At 38.7% G+C, this 19,617-nt stretch carries 19 protein-coding genes; 7 read left to right on the top strand and 12 right to left on the bottom strand.

What is annotated here, in order from left to right; translation table 11 throughout:
- Positions 1-235 precede the first annotated feature (235 nt).
- Positions 236-1,102, bottom strand: a complete 867-nt coding sequence (locus Q7O55_RS02640; protein WP_303928097.1) for a DMT family transporter — start codon at positions 1,100-1,102, stop codon at positions 236-238.
- A 321-nt stretch (positions 1,103-1,423) separates the two neighbouring features.
- A complete protein-coding gene (locus tag Q7O55_RS02635) occupies positions 1,424-2,296 on the bottom strand; it encodes a helix-turn-helix domain-containing protein (RefSeq protein ID WP_303928096.1) in 873 nt (290 codons plus the stop codon).
- Between the two features lie 74 nt (positions 2,297-2,370).
- On the opposite strand from Q7O55_RS02635, the gene Q7O55_RS02630 reads away from it, so the two are divergent.
- The 4 genes from Q7O55_RS02630 (at position 2,371) to pflA (ending at position 6,010) form a co-directional block, all read left to right on the top strand.
- Positions 2,371-2,502: a hypothetical protein gene (locus Q7O55_RS02630; RefSeq protein WP_303928094.1), complete on the top strand. Its 132-nt coding sequence runs from the start codon at positions 2,371-2,373 to the stop codon at positions 2,500-2,502.
- A gap of 289 nt (positions 2,503-2,791) precedes the next feature.
- Complete coding sequence (pflB, locus tag Q7O55_RS02625) at positions 2,792-4,909, top strand: formate C-acetyltransferase (RefSeq protein WP_303928092.1); 2,118 nt, start codon at positions 2,792-2,794, stop codon at positions 4,907-4,909.
- Between the two features lie 75 nt (positions 4,910-4,984).
- Positions 4,985-5,221 (top strand): autonomous glycyl radical cofactor GrcA3, encoded by a 237-nt coding sequence (grcA3, locus tag Q7O55_RS02620; RefSeq protein ID WP_287529389.1) that lies wholly within the window; start codon positions 4,985-4,987, stop codon positions 5,219-5,221.
- Between the two features lie 12 nt (positions 5,222-5,233).
- Positions 5,234-6,010, top strand: a complete 777-nt coding sequence (gene pflA, locus Q7O55_RS02615; protein WP_303928089.1) for a pyruvate formate-lyase-activating protein — start codon at positions 5,234-5,236, stop codon at positions 6,008-6,010.
- Positions 6,011-6,131: 121 nt separating this feature from the next.
- Here the strand turns inward: pflA and Q7O55_RS02610 are convergent, their stop codons facing one another.
- The gene (locus tag Q7O55_RS02610; protein WP_303928087.1) at positions 6,132-8,027 is read right to left on the bottom strand and encodes a cation-translocating P-type ATPase; all 1,896 of its coding nucleotides are present in this window, start codon (positions 8,025-8,027) and stop codon (positions 6,132-6,134) included.
- A gap of 200 nt (positions 8,028-8,227) precedes the next feature.
- On the opposite strand from Q7O55_RS02610, the gene Q7O55_RS02605 reads away from it, so the two are divergent.
- Positions 8,228-8,791: a TetR/AcrR family transcriptional regulator gene (locus tag Q7O55_RS02605; RefSeq protein ID WP_042986611.1), complete on the top strand. Its 564-nt coding sequence runs from the start codon at positions 8,228-8,230 to the stop codon at positions 8,789-8,791.
- A 114-nt stretch (positions 8,792-8,905) separates the two neighbouring features.
- On the opposite strand, the gene Q7O55_RS02600 is transcribed toward Q7O55_RS02605, so the two are convergent.
- Positions 8,906-9,856: a 2-hydroxyacid dehydrogenase gene (locus tag Q7O55_RS02600; RefSeq protein ID WP_303928084.1), complete on the bottom strand. Its 951-nt coding sequence runs from the start codon at positions 9,854-9,856 to the stop codon at positions 8,906-8,908.
- Positions 9,857-10,214: 358 nt separating this feature from the next.
- Between Q7O55_RS02600 and alr the strand changes: the two genes are divergently transcribed.
- The gene (alr, locus tag Q7O55_RS02595) at positions 10,215-11,327 is read left to right on the top strand and encodes an alanine racemase (protein ID WP_303928082.1); all 1,113 of its coding nucleotides are present in this window, start codon (positions 10,215-10,217) and stop codon (positions 11,325-11,327) included.
- A gap of 387 nt (positions 11,328-11,714) precedes the next feature.
- On the opposite strand, the gene Q7O55_RS02590 is transcribed toward alr, so the two are convergent.
- The 3 genes from Q7O55_RS02590 to Q7O55_RS02580 all read right to left on the bottom strand — a co-directional run bounded on the left by Q7O55_RS02590 (position 11,715) and on the right by Q7O55_RS02580 (position 13,851).
- Positions 11,715-11,993, bottom strand: coding sequence for a PepSY domain-containing protein (locus Q7O55_RS02590; protein ID WP_004693966.1), 279 nt, complete (start codon positions 11,991-11,993; stop codon positions 11,715-11,717).
- A 158-nt stretch (positions 11,994-12,151) separates the two neighbouring features.
- Positions 12,152-12,772 (bottom strand): ribonuclease E, encoded by a 621-nt coding sequence (locus Q7O55_RS02585; RefSeq protein WP_303928081.1) that lies wholly within the window; start codon positions 12,770-12,772, stop codon positions 12,152-12,154.
- Between the two features lie 515 nt (positions 12,773-13,287).
- Positions 13,288-13,851, bottom strand: a complete 564-nt coding sequence (locus tag Q7O55_RS02580) for a PepSY domain-containing protein (protein ID WP_303928080.1) — start codon at positions 13,849-13,851, stop codon at positions 13,288-13,290.
- Positions 13,852-14,011: 160 nt separating this feature from the next.
- Between Q7O55_RS02580 and fliB the strand changes: the two genes are divergently transcribed.
- Positions 14,012-14,917, top strand: a complete 906-nt coding sequence (gene fliB, locus Q7O55_RS02575; RefSeq protein ID WP_303928079.1) for a flagellin lysine-N-methylase — start codon at positions 14,012-14,014, stop codon at positions 14,915-14,917.
- 56 nt (positions 14,918-14,973) lie between these two features.
- On the opposite strand, the gene Q7O55_RS02570 is transcribed toward fliB, so the two are convergent.
- The 5 genes from Q7O55_RS02570 to Q7O55_RS02550 all read right to left on the bottom strand — a co-directional run bounded on the left by Q7O55_RS02570 (position 14,974) and on the right by Q7O55_RS02550 (position 19,389).
- Positions 14,974-15,450 (bottom strand): hypothetical protein, encoded by a 477-nt coding sequence (locus Q7O55_RS02570; RefSeq protein ID WP_303928077.1) that lies wholly within the window; start codon positions 15,448-15,450, stop codon positions 14,974-14,976.
- Positions 15,451-15,675: 225 nt separating this feature from the next.
- Positions 15,676-16,359, bottom strand: coding sequence for a hypothetical protein (locus Q7O55_RS02565; protein WP_369691702.1), 684 nt, complete (start codon positions 16,357-16,359; stop codon positions 15,676-15,678).
- 238 nt (positions 16,360-16,597) lie between these two features.
- A complete protein-coding gene (locus tag Q7O55_RS02560; RefSeq protein ID WP_303928073.1) occupies positions 16,598-17,269 on the bottom strand; it encodes a hypothetical protein in 672 nt (223 codons plus the stop codon).
- Positions 17,270-17,342: 73 nt separating this feature from the next.
- The gene (locus Q7O55_RS02555; RefSeq protein ID WP_229778450.1) at positions 17,343-18,257 is read right to left on the bottom strand and encodes a DUF4268 domain-containing protein; all 915 of its coding nucleotides are present in this window, start codon (positions 18,255-18,257) and stop codon (positions 17,343-17,345) included.
- A gap of 43 nt (positions 18,258-18,300) precedes the next feature.
- Positions 18,301-19,389: an RtcB family protein gene (locus Q7O55_RS02550; protein ID WP_298761155.1), complete on the bottom strand. Its 1,089-nt coding sequence runs from the start codon at positions 19,387-19,389 to the stop codon at positions 18,301-18,303.
- Positions 19,390-19,617 lie beyond the last annotated feature (228 nt).

The raw sequence follows: 19,617 nt of genomic DNA, 5'->3' as shown, positions 1-19,617 counted from the left end.
GTACATTGATAGGAATTAATATTTCTTGCAAAACATATCTTTAAGGTATGTTTTAATTATGTACTTAGATTACTACAATTTATAATGCCTGTCAAACAAAAAAGAACCTCACCAATCAAAAGATTGAGGTTCTTTTATTATATAGCTCTTATCTTATAAGGGTTTACATCCCTATTTATCTAATTTTATATTTTTTACATCAAGCTGAACCGATTCAGACTCTAACAAAAATAACTTATCTATATCGATTAAAAAGATATAATGATCCTAAAATGACAGGTGCCCCCATATAGAGCCCCATATTAGGAATTTCTCCCAATAAAAATGCGGCAACAATAACTGCCACTATGGGCGAGATATACATAAAGTTGGTTACATCTGAAACCTTTTCAGCATGTTCCAAGGCATAGCTCCAGAAAACAAAGCCTAACGCACTAGAAAGAAATGCTAAATAGGCCATGGCAAATTTTGCACTAATCGGTGCCACAGCTATCATTTCAATGGCATGTTCCGCAAAAGGCAAAGCCATAATGGCACCTGTAAACATAGACCACATGGCGATAGTGATAGGCTTATATCCTTTTAAACTAAGTCCACGATTAAGGATATTATAAACTGCAAAGAGTGTCATCCCCAGCAAAGTCCATAATGCACCTGTAGGAATTGTAAGGGTTGAATTCCAAAGAATAATTATGGCTACACCTATAAAAGCCGTTATTGTAAATAACCAGCCTATGGGGCGTATTTTATCTTTATAAACAATCATGGCCATCAGTGCCGTCGTCATCGGAGTCAAGGCCATAATAATACTGGATGTGGCCGCCGGAATTGTGCGCAAACCTTCATTAAAAACAACTTGGTAAACAAAATTCCCTGTGGCGCCTAACAGAATATATAGTCCCCACTCACGCCATGTTGTCGGTATGTGTAAGCCTTTTACAACACCGATTATCAGCATAAGTAAGGCCCCACCCATAACCCTTGCCACAGAAAGTGTTAATGAATCTACGGATTGTAATGCTATTTTACTGAAAGGAAATGCAGTAGCCCATACAGCAATTGTAGCAGATGCACCTAAAAGTGCTTTCTTTCGATTTGTCATTAACATCCGCCTTTCAATAGTATTCGCATATACAATCTTATAATCAATTTTGATCCACGTATATTCTATCCAGATTATTTCTATCTTGATTAATTCTACCAAGATAATGTTATCTATATGTATTATATCTTAATAACACTATCTAAATTGTACCATAATATACCACTGAAACTACAAGAAATCAAATCATACCTTTTACTCCTATGAAGGAGACGATTTCTTCCTTACTGGGTCTGCAAAATGTACAACAAAATTATGGGAACACAAGAAATTAAGTTTTATGAAAACTGTGCTGTAAGAATGGCCCTGTAATTAAGGCAACTAATTACTTAGCTTGACTATCGTAAGTTCACTATTAATACCATTAATTTCAATTTGATTTTCTGATTCAGCCACGGAAAAATCATCTACAAGTTTTCCTCGCTCTTCAAAAAGCAATTTAGTGCGAATACCTTTTTTTACCACTTTGAAAGCATACTCATGAAGGACATACAGACGAGATTTCGCCGATATCTGATTTACATCAATTCGCCCCGTATAATCCGCTACATATATCTCCATTGGAGAGTTATTATCCAACTCTATATGACTGTTACCACCGGCAATAAAAATTTCTTTAGCCTCTCCATTCAGCTCAAACCTTTCGCTATCAATATCAAATAGCTCCAGTTTTTCACATTGGGTCGCTAACTCCGTATCTCCCATATATTTTTCAGGCAAATTTATAAAAATCGACAAATGTTCTTTTACAAGCTCCTCAGATAAGGATTTAGAACGATTTACATCTACATCGATATGCCTCTTAATATCATCGATTTTTACTTTCACCAGTTCCGTCAAATTTTCAATAGTATCACTGACCAGTTGAACCTTTATCTTCTCACCCTCTCCAGCTCTCATTTTTACGTGATTAACAGAGCCCAATTTAACATCGAAATGTTTTATCTCATCGATATCATATTCTACGACGCTTTCATAAGGATATCGAAGTTTAACCGCTTCTTCTGAAAGTAATTCATCCACAGAAATATTGAATACAGCTGAAAGGGCCTTTAAATTTGAAATATCCGGCATCCCATTGCCCGATTCCCATTTTGTTATGGTCTGTCTCGATACATTAAGTGTTTCCGCTAATTTTCCCTGAGATAATCCAGACTGTTTTCTATACTCCCGTAATTTTTCATTAAAATCCATAATGTGACCTCCTATATTAAGCAATATCAATTACTCTTCAACAAGAGCTGCTCAAAGTATAGTATATGATGTCAATGAAGAAAAGAAACTCTTGTTTTCCTGTCCAGCAACGTTCCGTAGCATCGCAATATATATGCATTTATAAAGACTTACAGGCTAATTCTATACAAGATGTAAACGACCGCTTGAACTATGCACAAATATAAGCTATCCAATATTATTGAAAAGTCGGTACCCAAGGTCTCTTAACAATATTGATATGCAATTTCATATTATTATATATACATTAAATAAAATCATAAAAAACAAAAACTCATACAAACCTATATATTGTTGTATCCAAACAATTTAGCTTATGGAAGTTTATGAGATACTTCACAAAATCGCATAGTATGTATTGAAAATCTATATCATCTATTCATTGTGGAATTGTTACAAACATTGTACACTATAGGCATAGAAATCTATAGTTATATCCTTTTATGGAGGTGCAAAATGCAACATACTGCATGGAAAGATTTTAACACAGGTGTGTGGGATAAAGCCGTTGATGTACGCGACTTTATTCAAAGAAACTATATTCCCTATGAAGGGGACGATTCCTTCCTTGCTGGTCCTACAGAACGAACAACAAAATTGTGGGAACAAGTAATGAAGCTTTATGAAGAAGAACGTGAAAAAGGCGGCATGCTCGATGCTGATACTTCTGTGGCCACACACATTACTGCCCATGCGCCAGGATATATCGACAAAGACCTTGAAACAATCGTTGGTTTGCAAACTGACAAACCTTTGAAACGCGCTATGTTCCCATATGGTGGTTTGCGTACGGCAAAATCCGCTATCGAAGAATACGGATTCAAAATGGATCCGCAAACAGAGGACTTCTTCAAAAAACATCGCAAAACTCACAATGATGGCGTATTTGATGTATATACTCCAGAAATGCGTGCTGCACGTACAGCTCATATTGTAACTGGTTTGCCAGATGCGTACAGCCGCGGTCGTATTATCGGTGACTATCGCCGTATCGCTCTTTACGGTGTTGATTATCTCATTGAAGATAAAAAAGAACAATTTAGCATCACAATGGGTGACATGCTAGAAGATGTCATTCGCGACCGTGAAGAAATACAAGATCAAATCCGTTCTTTGAAAGAATTGAAAGAGATGGCAGCGTCCTATGGCTATGATATTTCCAAGCCAGCTAAGGATGTTCGTGAAGCTATGCAATGGATTTACTTCGGCTATCTTGGTGCCATTAAAGAGCAAAACGGTGCTGCTATGTCCATTGGCCGTAACTCCACATTCCTCGATATCTATGCTGAACGAGACCTTCGCAACGGCACATACACAGAGGAGCAAATTCAAGAATTCGTAGACCATTTCATTATGAAATTGCGCATGGTTCGCTTCGCACGTATCCACGAATACAACAATTTGTTCACAGGTGACCCTGTTTGGACGACTGAATCCATCGGTGGTATGGGTACTGACGGCCGTACATTGGTTTCCAAGATGTCCTTCCGTTACCTACATACATTGACTAACCTTGGTCCTGCTCCAGAACCAAACCTCACTGTATTATGGTCCCCTCGCATGCCAATCGGCTTCCGCCGTTTCTGTGCAAAATTATCCATTGAAACATCTTCCATTCAATACGAGAATGACGAATTGATGCGCCCTAACTCTGGTGATGACTACGCAATCGCATGTTGCGTATCCCCAATGCGTATTGGTAAAGAAATGCAATTCTTCGGTGCTCGTTCCAACTTGGCTAAATGCTTGCTTTACGCAATCAATGGCGGTGTTGACGAAAAGTTGAAGAAACAAATTGGTCCTAAATACCGCCCTATCACTTCCGAATACTTAGAATTCGACGAAGTATGGGAAAAATTCGACGACATGATGGAATGGTTGGCAGGCGTATATGTAAATGCATTAAACATCATTCACTACATGCACGATAAATATGCTTATGAAAAACTAGAAATGGCCTTGCATGACCGCAAGGTAACTCGTTGGTTTGCAACTGGTATCGCTGGTTTATCCGTAGTAGCAGACTCCTTATCCGCTATTAAATATGCTAAAGTAAAACCTATTCGTGATGAAAATGGCATCGCTGTTGATTTCGAAATCGAAGGCGACTTCCCTAAATATGGTAACGATGATGACCGTGTAGATGGCTTGGCAGCAAAAGTTGTTTCCACATTTATGAACAAAATTCGTAAACATCCTACATATCGTCAATCCGTTCCTACTATGAGCTTGTTAACAATTACTTCCAACGTAGTATATGGTACTGCTACAGGTTCTACTCCAGACGGGCGTAAAGCTGGCGAAGCTTTCGCTCCTGGCGCGAACCCAATGCACGGTCGTGATTCTCACGGTGCCGTATCTTCATTGGCATCCGTAGCTAAAATGCCATGGCGTGATTGCTCCGATGGTATTTCTAATACCTTCTCTATCATTCCGGACGCATTAGGTAAATCTGGTGAAACATTTGTTTCCGTTAGCGATTTTGATATTGAGTTAGACCCTTCTCAATTGCCTAACAGCAATACAAACTTCGCATGCAGCGAACCAAATGTTACTATAGAGGAAGATAAGTAAAATCTTCCACAGTATCGAACTGCTTTCACCGGCATCGATATGCGTGTTAGTCTTGGTTGAAAGGAGGTTATACCCATGAGCAACCAACAAGTTGATAACTTGGTAGAGTTATTGGATGGTTATTCCCAAAAGGGCGGCCATCATTTGAACGTTAACGTGTTTACTCGTGAAACATTGTTAGACGCTCAAAAACATCCTGAGTTGTACCCTCAATTGACGATTCGTGTATCCGGTTATGCGGTGCACTTCAACAAATTGACAAAACAACAACAGGACGAAGTTATTTCCCGTACATTCCATCAACAAATCTAATCGAGGTTTCCTATGACTGGACGTATTCATTCGGTTGAAACGATGGGTACGGTTGATGGTCCAGGCATGCGCATGGTGGTATTTCTTCAAGGCTGCCCCATGCGCTGTGCTTATTGCCATAATCCTGACACATGGGCTGAAACTAGCGATGATGCTAAATTTATGACCGTGAAGGAATTATGGGACCAGTACGAACGTAACCGCCAATTTTATACTAATGGTGGTATCACCGTTACAGGTGGGGAAGCTCTTATGCAAATCGACTTTGTGATTGAGCTTTTCACATATTTCCGTGAAAGAAACGTCCATACCTGTTTAGATACAAGTGGAATTTGTTTTGATCCCCACCAAGAGGTGGCATACCGTAAATTACTCAGTGTGACTAGTCTCGTCATCCTAGACATTAAGGAAATCGATCCAGCCAAGCATTTATGGTTAACGGGTAAACCGTTAGAACCCATTCTCGGGTTTGCTCGATTGACGGCAGACGTGGAAGTTCCGATTTGGGTTCGTCACGTAGTAGTCCCTACGATTACAGATAATGCCGATCGTCACTATCGTCTAGGCTTTTTTCTAGGATCTCTGAAAAATTTACAAGCCGTTGATTGCTTACCTTATCACGTTATGGGTACTGCTAAATATAAGGAGTTAGGTATTCCCTATCGCCTAGAGGGCATCCCCGCTGCAACGAAAGATATTGCAGCTAAAGCGACAAGAACCGTGGTGGAAGGCATCAAGGCCTATCGACGCCATTGGTGGAGTCCCATCAAAACACAACATCAATCATAATCAAGTTTGAGGATAACTACCTCCCTTGATATATATAAATATATATATACCAAGACTTGATCTATGATAGCCCTAATCAATAGAGCCGCCCCCATACAACCGGGGACGGCTCTTATTGCATTTATATAAACTTTCTATCATACAAACGGGCTGCAATGAGGACAACCAAACAGGACCCCACATTATGAACTAACGCACCGGTAGTAGGTGTCAAAACCTCAAGTAATGAGAGAATAATAGCGATACAGTTAATGGCCATTGATAAAGCAATACTAAATTTAATAGTTCTAATCGTAGCATCTGATAGTCGCTTAATATAAGGAATTTTGCTAAGATCTTCACTCATCAATGCAATATCAGCTGTTTCTATGGCAATATCACTACCGATACTCCCCATTGCAATACTCACATCAGCAGTCTTCATAGCTGGTGCATCATTAATTCCATCACCAACCATACAAACCTTGTGGTGTTTTCCTTGCAACTCTTCAATAATACTCACTTTTTCTCCAGGTAAAAGCTCCGCATGTATTTCAGAAATACCTGCTTTTTTGCCAATATATGTAGCCGTTTCTTTACTATCCCCCGTAAGAAGTACTGTTTTCATAGCTAGACTAGAGACTGCAGACAACATATCTGCCGTATCTAGTCGCATTGTATCAGATAAAGTAATAATACCTATAATATGATCTTTATCTGCAATAATGATAGATACCTTTCCTTCACTTCGATATGTATTTACGTTTTGTTGAACCCTTTCATCAACAATAATATTATGTTCCTCAAGAAAACGTTCATGACCACAATATAATTTAACACCGTTTATTACGGCAATAATGCCCCTTCCTACGGACATTGTAAACGAAGAAGTATCAAGTATTTCTAACTCTTGATGCATGGCATGAGAAACGATAGCCTTGCCAATAGGATGCTCACTCTTAGCCTCTGCAGATGCAGCTAATTGAAGAATATCGACCTCACTATAATCTGTATCAACGACCAAAATAGATTGAACCGATAACTGGCCACGTGTTAATGTGCCGGTTTTATCAAATGCCATGGTATCCACTTTTCCCATAGTTTCAAGAATTTCACCAGATTTAATAATAACGCCATGTTTAGTAGCTTGACCAATAGCGGCCATAACCGCAGTAGGTGTAGCAAGCACCAATGCACAAGGACAAAATACTACCAACACAGTAACACCGACGATGATATTTCCAGTTACTAGATAGCCTATGCAAGCAATCAACAATGCAATAGGCACCAATCGACTAGCAACAGTATCAGCTATGCGCTGAATCGGAGCCTGTTTCTGTTCCGCATTTCGAATAAGCTGAATCATTTTTTGAATAGAACTATCTTCGCCCACTTTAGTAGCTATAATATCTATGGCACCAAAACAGTTAATAGTTCCACCAAATACATCATCATCAATTGTTTTATCAACAGGTATAGACTCTCCTGTCATAATGGATTGATCTACCGTTGTTTCACCGTTAATGATTCGCCCATCTACAGGTATTGTTTCGCCCGGAAGGATTCGCAAGTAATCACCACTTTGTATAGACTCTACGGAAATCATTATTTCTTTGTTATCTTGTATTTTACGACCCTTAACAGGTGCTAACGAAATTAACTTTTTTAACCCCTTTTTTGCTCGCTCGGTAGTTGATTCTTCAAGGAGAGCGCCTAAAGCCATAATAAACGCTACCTCACCAGCCGCAAATATATCTCCGATGGCAACGGCTGCAAACATAGCCATGGAAATCAATAGAGCTGATGAGATTTTACTAATTCCCTTATTATATACGATCCTTCGAATAGATAAATACACAAGAGGAAAACCACAAATAATAACGGTAACCCAAGAAGGCTCAAAAGGGAATATATTTTGAAACGGACTCTGTCCACCAAACTCCTCTATCAAATGCGGAATCCCATCAAGCAGTAAAAATAGCCCTGCTAAAATCGTCATATATAAACCAGATAATATATCATGTATTCGATGTACCATACAGCAATCCCCTTATCAGACTTTCACTATCAATATGAATTGAATTATGACTATACTTACAGTACAATAATTACGATAGCGAACACTTTGTTCACTTTAATTGTATCAACCTATGGTTTTAATACAATATATAAAACATCATATATGTTCATTACGGAACATATATGATGTTTTGTACTAAAAGTATGACAGGAGTTAATATGGATCGTAGACAGAAAAGGACTCGTAAAGCTATATTTATAGCTTTTAACGAATTATTATCTAATAAAGCATATGATAAAATCACCGTTCAGGAAATCATTAGTGCCGCAGATATTGGACGCACCACGTTTTATGCTCATTTCGACACAAAAGAGGCATTACTAGAAGCCCTCTGCGAAGACTTATTTTTACATATAAAAGATAGTATTAATCATTTACCTCATGCTCATGGACTTTATCAACAAAATATTTACCCAGTCTCAGTATTTGGTCATTTATTACAACATTTACAGCAAAATGAAAATAAAATCCTCGAACTACTAGCTAGTGATAATAACGAAATCTTTTTGCGCTATTTTAGAGATCATTTAAATGAGTTGGTACAAAGATATTTCATCAATCAAGACCGTAAAGCAAATACAAATCTACCGGATGACTTTATTATCAATCATATTTCAGGTAGTTTTGTGGAAATGGTGTTATGGTGGGTAAAAAACGGCATGAAAGAATCACCTACAAAATTAGACAATTACTTTCATGCCGTTATAGAACCTATTATGTAATATTATAAACTACACTATACTGTAGATGTTCAAACAACCCTATAATATAGACCTTTATATTAAACCAAGGTGTAATAGTATAAATTATACTGTTATAAATCTTTATCGTAACTATTATGACACCACATTAATTGGTTCACCTTTTAAGAATGCTTGTATATTATCTCGAATAATGCCTACCAGGCGTTGACGTGTTTCAAGGCCTTTCCAGCCCATGTGCGGAGTAATGATAACATTATCAAGTGTATAGAGTGGACTGTCCTCTGCAGGAGGTTCTACTTCCTGTACATCAAGGCCTGCCCCAGCGATACGTTTAGCTGCTAATGCTTCACAAAGATCAGCTTCATTGATAAGGGCACCACGACCAGTATTAACGATGACTACATTAGGTTTCATCTTACCAATTGTTTCTTTATTAATAAGATGTTTAGTTTGATCATTCAATGGGCAATGCAATGTAATATAATCACTATTTTCAAGTAATTCATCAAGACTTACATAACGAATACCATCCCCATCAGCTTTCGGTGTACGTGTATGAACCAAGATATTCATGCCAAGTGCTTTTGCTACTTTGATAACTTCCATTCCGATGTGACCAGCACCAACAACACCTAAGGTTTTGCCATTCACTTCTGTATGACTCACTTGTAAATGTTTTGTAAAATTGCTACGGTCCCCTTTAGCAAGCATACCAATTTGTTGTTGCATAGTGGACGCAAAATTAAGAATCATCATGATTACCGTATGTGCTACACGCTCTGTACTGTATGCTGGAATGTTGCACACAGCGATACCCTTTGCCTTTGCTGCATTGAGGTCGATATTATTATAGCCTGTGCCGGCTTCTACGATGAGCTTTACTGTATCTGGAAATTGTGAAAGTAACTCAGCAGTAACAGAAATCTCTTTTGTTACTACTACGCGAGCACCCTGAATGCGTTCGATAAGCTCAGTATTTGTACTGTTATCATAAACCTGTACATCATTAGATAATATAGAGAAATCTAATGCATGGTCATAATTCATTTTACTTGCGTTTACAACTACTACACGTTCACTCATGAGAACCTCCTAAACAACTAAAAAATAAGAAAAAGTTTACTCAATTACTTTTATAGATATATATCAAATATATAAAGAATTTATCCATATAAATTATACTATTATCTATAGAATTGGTACAAATATCTATAGAATCAAAAACATCATTTATATAAATAATACTATAATATATAGCCTAAATAACACATCTAACCATATTAATTAGTATTCTTTCACAATTATTGTATATAATATATACAGAAGAGCTATAAAATTAAAAATATAACTAATTTTTCTGTATAAAACTTTCACAAAAGTATTGTGTAATTCCCCAAAAGTTATAAAATAAGAGTAATGTTATATAGAATTGAGGAATACCATGAGACCCACCTATTTGACCATAAATACAAGTCTCGTTCGCGAGAATTTGCGTAAAATTAAAGATAGTTTGCCTGAGTGGAGCACATCTACAGCTGTTATCAAGGCCAATGGCTACGGCCACGGCAGCGTTATGATGGGCCGTATTGCTGTGGAGGAAGGTTACGAATCCTTAGCCGTTGCTATTCCGGAAGAATCTGTACCTCTTCGCAATGCAGGTATTATGGTGCCTATTTATCTATTAGGTCTCACAAGGCCACAATCTTTTGAGCTTGTGGCAGATACGAATTCCATTCCTGCTGTTTGTGAATCTACAGACTTGGAAGCACTCGATAAAGTAGCCGATAATCACGACATGATCATTCGCGTTGCTGTTGCCGTTGATACAGGTATGCATCGCATCGGTATCAAACCTGAGGATGCCATTGAGTTTATCAAACGCATTGAGTCCTACGAAAATTTGAAAATAGACGGATTCTTCTCCCACATGAGCAATGCTGATGCGGCGGATCAATCACACGCCCATAGCCAAACGCAAAAATTTCATCGCATGGTAGATGAAATACGGGCATTCCGTCCAGAAGCAGATTACCGTTTCTCCCTCGCCAACAGTGCAGGTCTTTTATCTGTCAAAGATAGTCTATTCACAGATGCTCGTCCTGGTATTATTCAATACGGTATCATGCCATCCCTTGATGTACCAAATCGATTGGGCTTAAAGCCAGTTTTATCCTTCCATAGTGAAGTTGTTCATGTGCAATATATCCCTGCTGGCGAAGGCATCGGATATGGGTCTACCTATATCACAGCTGAGCCAATGACGATTGCTACTATCCCGGTAGGCTATGCGGATGGTTATCCTCGTAGTTTATCCAATCGAGGTACCGTACTGATTCATGGCACGCGTTGCCCTGTAGTAGGTCGCATTTGTATGGACCAATTCATGGTCGCCGTTCCAAATACGATTACCGTAAAGCCAGGCGATAAGGTGGTTCTTCTAGGGTCCCAAGGTCATGAAAGTATTTCTGCACTAGAAATTGCAGCCCTTGCTTCTACAATTCCTTATGAAATCTTTTGTGGATTCTCAGAGCGCGTACCACGACAATATATCTAACCTATGTAAAATAAAGAAATCCCGTATCACATGTAGAATTCTACATATGATACGGGATTTCTTGCTCTCCTATCCCCAGCGTGCTGTAAAGCAGTTACGTTCTTATTGTGAGAGAGAGTATATATACCAAGTATATAATCTTATGATTCGGAGGGAACCACAATTCATAAGGGGCCCTCTGAATGATAGACGGCATAGGAGAGAGTCAATGTTTATCTATCCAATCCAGAGGGCTGTGTGTAATTGTTTATTGTGTGTGTTTTTGTGTGTTTTATGTGTTGTGTATGTGTGTGTAAGTGTACTTATGTTATGTGTGTATAGTTTTGAGTGCTTAGTGTTCGTTTTTGAAAGGGTTTACTTTACAGCGCTATAGAATAGGAGATCAACTTATTTTGCTACCGTCCCTGTTTTAGCATCCAATACAACGGATATCGGTTTATTTTGTGCATCATGGAACTCTATGGTATATAGTGATTTTCCATTTTGATTAGCAAGAGACCACGCATTAATACCAGTCGCTACCTTGCCAGACTGTACGAAAGCTGCATTAATTGCCACATGTGGAGGTATTACTGTTCCGGCATCAATAGCACTAGCTTCCATAGATGCATCATATGCTTTAGGAGTACCATCAGTTACATTACCAGTAGCCACATCTAGAGTCATAGAATGAGCACCACTAGTATTAAAACCAGCTACTTCATAGATGGCAGTTTTACCTTGAGTTTTGAAAGATACATTTGTAATTTTGGAGTTTCCAAATTTGCTTTCGAATTGGTCAACTAAATAATTAGCACCAACTACGAAAATACTATTTTGGTCTACTACGCCTTCTTGCTGGTTGGTTGTGCTAGGTTGTGATTTTCTACTTTTAGAGTTTTTTTTTCCTCTTTAGTAGGCTCTTCTTTATCAGCTTTTTTTTCGTCTTTCACAACTTTTACTTTAGGCGCTTTATCTACTGCAGCTTTTTTAGTATTTTTAACTTCTTTACCATGCTTCGCTACAGAATCAGATTTTTTATCACCACTGCGTACTACTCTTGGTTCACTAGGCGCTTTAGCTACAGATGCAGTTTCAATAGAAGGGATCGCTGCTGCAGGATTTTCTGTACTAGGCACTACAGTTTCTTGAGCTACTGGTGTTTTAACATCTTGTGTAGCTGTTGGAACTGGTGTAGTATTACGAACTGCTGTACCTACTTGATTAGCTTCTGCTACAGGAGCTACCGGAGTTTTAGGTGCAACTGCAGTAGTAGCCACATCTGGAGCCACCGCTACAGTAGGAACTACTGGATCAGTAACTGGTTGTGCTGGAGTCGCTGTACTCGCTGTTTCTTGCGTAACAGGCATTGGAGTTACTGGTTCAGCTGCTGTTACAGCTACAGTGGCACCAAATACGCCAGCCACTGCTAAAGCAATACTACTTTTTAAAATAGATTTTTTCATATTGTCCTCCTTATTAATTCATATACATGCAACTTTACGCATGTATATTTCCAGTCAACTCAATGTCATCATGTAAGTTCCAAAACATATATCTAGCATGGACTTGTAGATATATAGTTTGGAAATTTCAGATATAGTTGAGTTTGTCTTTCGACTGGTACACATACTATCGATAGTCTATGAAGTCAAAATGTAGAAGAACCATTAAATGCTTATTTTATAGTGAGTTTAGAATGAATTTATATATAATTCCTATAAAATCCTATGGGATTTACTTTATACTTAAAAATTCCATGAATAACATGTCAAAAGCCGTTTACCCCATATATAAGGGATAAACGGCTTCAAAATACACGTGTTGATATCTAAAAATTCACATTCATGAACAAACTTTCACAAAAAATACTTCAATACTAGTTATTTTTTTAAGAAAAACAGTATTAATGTATTTAATTATTATATTCAGAATAAAATAACTAGGCACTATTAAGATATAATAACTAGTCAATCATATATTAGTCATCAAATTTAACAGATAGCAATTTACCGTTCATTGCATCCATACGTACATGTACCTCTTTATTATCTTCTGTACCAAAGCTAACTTTGTACACGATTTTACCTTTATCATAGCGCACAGCCCATTCGTTGAGACTCACAGCTTTGCCTTTTGTTTGGGCATAAACAAAGTTCACCACTGCTGCAGGAGGTAAAATTTCTCGTGGATCAAAAGATTTTTTCTTTAACGATTTATGGAAGTCCCCTTCGCGTTTTTCAAAGATTTGATTAGTAGCATAGATATACGTTAACTCATATTTGCCAGTTTCATCAAAACCTTCTACATCATACTTAATTTGACCTCCATCCGCATCAAAGGCGATTTCCGTAATTCCAGCATTTGGATGATTTTGGATAAAGGCATTTAATAAACCATTAGCTCCTACAATTGCCGCATGGTTGCCATCAACAACTGCCACAGTTGGCTCTACAGCTACTAAAGAGGCTGCACTTGCATTTGGCATGCCAAATGCCGTTGCCAAGGCCAATACAAGGCTACCTTTTACAAAAAATGATCTCATTGGTTCCTCCATATCTCAAACAGTTATCATAACAATATATATACAATTATACACTAAATCAACACGGTTTATAATCTTTATTTATATAATTAGTGCATGTACCTGCACCCTATGATACAATGCACATAGATTCATTTTTGTAACTACATGTGAGCTAACTATGATTTCAATTTACCCCACTATATATCACGAATTTCAATGCAAGGCCAATCGATGCGAAAATACATGTTGTCAGCTGTGGACCATCGATATAGACGAACATACTGCTGAACGTTATCATTCCATGACAGGTTCTCTTGGTGAAAGTTTACAACAAGCCATCACGGTTGATGACGAAGGTAGTCATTTCGTATTTCCCAAAACACAACCTATGTGCCCCTTACTCAATGAAAATGGACTGTGTAAGGTTGTACTCGAATTGGGTGAAGAAGGACTTTGCGACATCTGCCATATGCATCCGCGCTTTTATAAATATATTGAAGACTTAGAGCTATGTGGAGTCGGTTTATCTTGTGAAGCCTCTGTTGAGTTATTAGCTCAAAATAAAACGATAGACTCCCTCCTCTTTACAATTGAGGATGACGATAACGAATTTACTTCTGAGGAGCGATTAACACTTCAGAATGTATTTGAATTATTGGCCTTTGATTTAGATCCTAATCTATTCCAATATGCGCCAAATCCCACAAAGCAGTCTTTCAAAGAATTATTAGACCTATATAAAAAAACGGAACCCATCGATGAAAATTGGACTGCACAGGTTAATACATTATCTAGTAAACTAGACCAACTCACCGCATCCGTACAGACCTATATACAGCAAGAGGATATGATCCTATTTAACAAAGTGTACCAATATATATTGTATCGCCAAATTGATATGCTATCAGACTATTCCTTGGAATCTATCTTAGCTTATGCAAAGGATGGTACTGACTATATACTTATGGCTAGCGCCTTAGAGGGGCATCCCTTAAAGCAAATTGCAAGATGGTCACAACAAATCGAATACGACGAAGATAATGTAGAGCTCTTATTACACCATTACGAAGCTCAACTAAGTTAATGAGCAAAAAACCGCAAGATATGTATCTTGCGGTTTTTAATTCTTATCACAATATATTATTTGAATAATGTATGGACAAAGCGAATCCATTGAGGCAATGCTGATACTGATAGTAATGCCACAATAAACATAACTATATAGGTTTTAACGATGCCTAGTCCAACATAACGTCGCATTAATTGAGCTACAATAAATACAGCATAATATTGACTAAACATCGTAATAAGATAGGCCATATCTCCAACATATTTTTGAAGAGATAGAGAGAAAAAAATAATCCCTATTATATGGACTAATAGTAATACAACCGTGCGAAGCGCATTTGTATAAGCTATGCCATATATATAATTGCGCAGCACGCCGCTATACGTACCATGTCCACCTACTAAAATAAGTAAGCGCCATATGACGAATGAACCGATGATAATTTGAAAAATCAAGAATGTAGAACTTGCTAGAGTGCTAACTAAATCAAAGTGAGTTAACCCAGTAATCCGTTTAATCCCAAGCAATGGAGATATAACTTTTACCATAAACGGTAAGCTATAGGTCATTATATATAATACAATAGTAGATACAACTAGATTTAGAATGGCTCTCGTATGAGATCCGTAATTGATAATATTTTGAAATGATTGTTCGCTAAGTTTGGTAAATAAATGTAATATATCCTTATACCATGTCATAAATGCTCCTTTTAGTTTAAAACTAGTAAAAAAGGACGAGTCATAGCTCATCCTAGATATATCATATGTATTTTATCGAGTCAACATATAAACCCATTCAAACACGTGTGCTACCAAAAGAGCAATCAACATTAGAATCAGACCTTCATAAGGGGTCCCATTAATACATGCTCCCGCAATACGTCCCATAGTTTGTAACAATAATACGGTACTTAAAATACATAGCACAATCATACAGAAGCCAATGATCGCTTGCAGTATTAATGGTACCGAAGTTAGAATCAGCATAATCCCTGCTGTAAAAGTAATCAGTGCCACAACAAGTTGAGCAAATGACATGATATGCAAAATACCGGTTGTAACAGTTCGAACATAGAATTTACGCTGTTGAGCAACCGCATAGACTATAATGATACATGCCATGAGAATGACTTTTCCGATTACCCATGCAAAGCGACCTAGATTCCAAAATTCTCTAGGCCTACCCATCTGTTCCAAAAAAAGTTGTATTTCATGTTGACCTACTGGAAGAGATAGTGATTCCCACCTTACCAATAACGAAGAATTACGTATAAACGCACGTATAGCATCTAAATATACGCCTTCACCTACAATAGTAAATTGATAGCATATAAGTGTTAATAGCAACATTCCTATGAGTTGCCCATAGGCAATATCAAAGTGATACATACGAGGATTATTCTCTTCAATAGGGTTTAATAAACGATAGATAAACTGCATTAAACCTACCATCATAAGTATCACCACCTTTTACACAATATACATACATAACATTCAAGTTTAAATACTATAACATACAACACACTAAAAGGAACTATAAAAAATAGTTCCTTTTCATTTTCCGTTCATCATTATAGCACAAAAGAGCCTATAAAAGAATGTGGTTTTACCATATTCTAATTGCGATTCCTTTAAAATATAAAAAAGGGGCTGTTTTGTTACAGCCCCCTTTCATATTTTTCATGTTATGTAATTATCTGGAAGTAGCAAGTGCTATCATTCCAATCAAGATACCTAAAACGATTATGGGAATTAAACTCGTAATAATAGAAATGCCAAAAGTTGCTAAACGGGATTTATTAATTTGGCGACTTAACAATGTTAAACATACCCAGAATGTATAGACTGCAAAAACTATCGTTGCGAATATAATAATAATTATCCATACGATACTACCTACTGTAGAATCAGGATTAGATCCTAGTAGCAACAAAAATGGCAATGATAGTAATAGAAATCCAATGAAATATACTAGACCCATAATCTGATTATAAGCTTGTTCATACCACATGATCTTTAACACAGACTCATATGTAGTATTCGCATCAAATTTATTGGCGACCCAAGAAAAAATAGCAGAATAAATAGCAATACCAATAAAAGCAAATAGCAAGCCAAACGCTAGGCCTAATAGGCCGACCCCAGAAAGAGCTGCCGCACCAGTAAGTGCAATATTAAGTTTATCTACAAATATCATACCCACAAGAGCAGGTAGAATATTTGAAAATACGAATGACATTAATGCCAAAGCTGCTGTAGCATAGAACCCTTTTCGACAAGATCCATGTTCTACGATCTGTGGAATACCACGTTTAAAGGGAGCTACCATAAGCTGCCAAATATCTGAATACCATTTTGTTTCCATAAAACCTCTCAAAGGTGTCTGTATTTGATACAATCGAACGATAGCAGGGATTTTGAACACCCCCGTGTTCACTTCAATCGGTGTTGTACTGATTGGCTATCTTCTTGAGCAGAAGTGCTTTTTCCATGAACCAGTCAAAGTAGTTTTTATATTCTTTTCTATCAAACGCCGCATCAAGCTCCTTGGTCAAAAGCATACGTCCATCTTTTTCACCTTCTGACCACTCAATGGAAGCGCCTAATTCCTTTTCTATCGTATCTTGATTATCTTTCAGCTGCCTATACCAATCCTTCCCCTTGGCAACATACAAGCCCGCTGTCGCCCGATGGCGGGATGTGTTGATTGTAAATTCTACCACCACAGACGATACGCCGGTACTCAGGTTGTACCAATTGGTCGCGAAAGCCTTTCTGCATGAGAAGCTCTTGCTGAACTTACTGTCTTTATCGAAGGCATAGTCACAGAACTGCTGCCAGAAGTTCAATTGGAATTTCCGCAGCGGCGTCAGGGTTTCTGCAGCTTTCACCGTTTTTGCCCATTCGTTGGGACGTTCTACAACATTAAACCGTGGTGCTGGCAGCGAATCCCCAATGCGCCAGAGTTCAATTTCAATCAGGAAAAAACCAATATTTTCATCCGTATGCTGATTCAGCCATCCGATAGCCTGTTTATGCTCATCACGAGCCCTTTTGACAATCCAGACTATAATTTCAGCGTCTTTCCCTGCCGCATACGTAATGATTTTTCCCAAATGATCATGGTCGGTATCTTCCAGCTGATTCTCGATGATAATCCCACGGGAACTCCCGCTTTCGCGGGCGTAGATGTCTACACTGAAACTTCCTACTGGAGATTCCGTTTCCTCAAGCTCTAGGTCAATTTCAATGGCATCACTCAGCTGTTCCAGATTTTCTTTTTGGGCAAGCCATTTTGAAAAATCCTGTTCCTCATGCGGCCAGATAGACCGCAAGTCATCAATCCGTTTCATGCACCCTAGTTTTTCCATATATGTCACTTCACTTCCCGATGCTTTAGAAATGCTTCTCCTCTGCCGCCTTGAAATTATAGACTGGTTTCATCACGTCGATAACGTCCACGGTGTCACCGATGACATCCAAGATATCGTCAAGGGATTTGTAGGCCATAGGAGCCTCGTCAATGGTACCTTCGTTTACCGATGTTGTATATACGCCTGCCATCTCCTGCTGGTATTCCTTGAGGGAAAGCTCTTTGATTGCCTGGGTACGGGACATGATGCGGCCTGCGCCGTGCGGGGCAGAGTAATTCCACTCGGCATTGCCTTTGCCGAGTGCCAGGATGCTTCCGTCACGCATGTTGATGGGAATGAGAACCTTTTCACCCTTATGTGCGGCGATGGCTCCTTTTCTGAGAATCATCTCATCGACATCGATGTAGTTGTGAATGGTATGAAACGCTTCGCCGGGCTGAAGGCCGGCTCTTTCCAGCAGTTTTTTGGCAATCTGCTCCCGGTTCAGTCTAGCAAACTGCTGGCAAAGAGCCACATCATGCAGATACTGCCTCAGGTATTTTCCGGAGACAAAGCAAAGATCTTCCGGCAGCTTTTCTCTGCGTTGTTCTGACTTCGCCTGCTGGATGGCCTTCTGGATTTCTTTTTGCCGTCCTGCTGCCTTGTATTCTGCTATGATATGCTGGAGCCGTTCTTCCAGTGTTTCATCATGGGCATTCAGCTCAACGGCCATGCGCTGATAAATCTCCGCCACCTGTTTTCCCAGGTTCCGGCTTCCTGTATGGATGACGAGATAATGTCGACCATCATGGGTTTTATCGACCTCGATGAAATGATTCCCGCCTCCCAGGGTACCGATACTGCAGGCAATCCAAGACAGTTTTTTCAGCTTGTCATAACAATAGAGCCGCTGCAAATTGAAGTCAGCCTGTTTCTCAGGCCAGACATTCATCCCGGAAGGTACGATGTGAGCCGCTTCATCGAGTCTGGCAAAATCAATCGGCTGCTTGTCAAGAGCAATCGTATACATGCCACAGCCGATGTCCACGCCGACGATGTTCGGTACTGCCTTGTCTGTGATTGTCATCGTCGTACCAATCGTACAGCCTTTCCCGGCATGGACGTCCGGCATAATCCGCACCCGGCTCCCCTTCGTCAGCTCATAGCTGCACATGCGGCGGATTAAACATTATCTGGAGTCCCTATATAATGAAGCAAGTTGTCTTGCGGGTAAGAACTTCACGGACGGGTCGTTTAAGTCAGCCCCAACCTTCTGCAGAAAATAACAGAGCCAGTTAAAAATATGGCTATGTCACAACAAACAGTTGATAAATAGCCATTTTTATAGGGGAGTATCAGA

The sequence above is a fragment of the Veillonella parvula genome (assembly GCF_945949885.1).
In the GTDB taxonomy this organism is placed as follows: domain Bacteria; phylum Bacillota; class Negativicutes; order Veillonellales; family Veillonellaceae; genus Veillonella; species Veillonella parvula_B.
This window is presented reverse-complemented; position numbering and strand designations above follow the sequence as displayed.